The organism is Rothia sp. HMSC073B08, from assembly GCF_001812975.1.
GTDB classification, from domain to species: Bacteria; Actinomycetota; Actinomycetes; order Actinomycetales; family Micrococcaceae; genus Rothia; species Rothia mucilaginosa.
The window spans coordinates 1-1,377 of the sequence record NZ_KV811058.1 but is presented as its reverse complement, the minus strand read 5'-3'; the positions used below and the strand labels follow the sequence as shown (position 1 = coordinate 1,377).

1 protein-coding gene is annotated in these 1,377 nt (G+C 61.4%); it reads right to left on the bottom strand.

The features are described from left to right. Positions 1–50: 50 nt before the first annotated feature. Positions 51–1,286 (bottom strand): IS256 family transposase, encoded by a 1,236-nt coding sequence (locus HMPREF2884_RS03420; protein WP_070615694.1) that lies wholly within the window; start codon positions 1,284–1,286, stop codon positions 51–53. Positions 1,287–1,377 lie beyond the last annotated feature (91 nt).

Genomic DNA, 1,377 nt, shown 5'->3' with positions numbered 1-1,377 from the left:
AGGTCAAGTCCTGTGGAGTGGTGTAATCGTTTTGTGTCCTTCGGGTTGGGTTATGCGCTGAGTTGGAGTGGGGTGTCCTCCTGCCCGGTGGGTTGTGGTGTGAGTCGTGATTTGGTGAGGATGTCGAGGCTGAGGTAGCGTCGGCCTTCGGCCCATTCGTCGTTTTGTTCGGCGAGGACGGCTCCGACTAGGCGGATGATTGCTTGTCGGTTGGGGAAGATTCCCACGGTGTCGGTGCGGCGGCGGATTTCGCGGTTGAGGCGTTCGTTGGGGTTGTTGGACCAGATCTGGGTCCACACCCCGGTGGGGAAGGACGCGAACGCGAGGACGTCTGCCCTGGCTTGATCGAGGTGATCACACACGGCGGGGAGCTTGTCGTGGACGTAGTCCAAGAGCCGGTCGTATTGAGCGTTGACCGATGCCGCGTCGGGCTGGTCATACACCGAGTGCAGCATCGCTTTGACAGCGGGCCATAGTGCTTTGGGGGTGACGGACATGAGATTAGCGGCGTAGTGGGTACGGCATCGTTGCCAGGTGGCTCCGGGTAGGTTGGCGGCGATGGCCTCAACCAGGCCCAGATGGGCATCACTGGTGACCAGGCGCACGCCGGTCAGGCCTCGGGCGACCAGGTCGGCGAAGAACTCCTTCCAGGCTGGAGCGGTCTCGCTGGTGGACACGCGCACCCCCAGCACTTCGCGGTGTCCGTCATTGTTGACTCCGGTGGCAACCAGAACCGCGCACGAGACGACGCGTCCTCCTTCGCGCACCTTCATGGTCAGTGCGTCAGCGGCGACGAAGGTGAAAGGCCCGGCATCGTGGAGGGGCCGGTTGCGGAACTGGTCCACGTGTTCGTCGAGGTCTGTTGCCATCCGTGAGACCTGGGACTTGGACAGTCCTGTGATCCCCAGGGTTCTGACGAGCTTGTCCATACGGCGCGTGGATACTCCTGCCAGGTAGCAGTCAGCGACCACTGTGATCAACGCGGTTTCACAGCGTTTGCGCCGTTGCAGTAACCATTCTGGGAAGTAGGTGCCTGAGCGCAGCTTGGGGATCGCCACGTCGATGGTGCCGACCCTGGTATCCAGGGGCCGGTAGCGATACCCGTTGCGCCTGGTGTGACGCTGCGGATCTTGTTGACCCCACTGGGCCCCGCACACCGCATCAGCGTCCGCTGATAGCAACGCGTTGATCACGTGCTGGAGCAAGGAACGCATCAAATCTGGGGATGCCTGGGACAACGCCTCGCCAAGCATGCCAGCAGGGTCGATAATATGAGGAGCGGTCATCGTTGTGCCTCCAAATCATTTCGAGTCAGAAGTAGAAGAGCTTTCTCGAAGGATCACACGGTGACCGCACCCATCACAAGCAACGGGCCGA

What these genes read in the sequence shown, in the direction of transcription:
- HMPREF2884_RS03420 (WP_070615694.1), bottom strand. Translation starts at nt 1,286, where the DNA reads ATGACCGCTCCTCATATTATCGACCCTGCTGGCATGCTTGGCGAGGCG.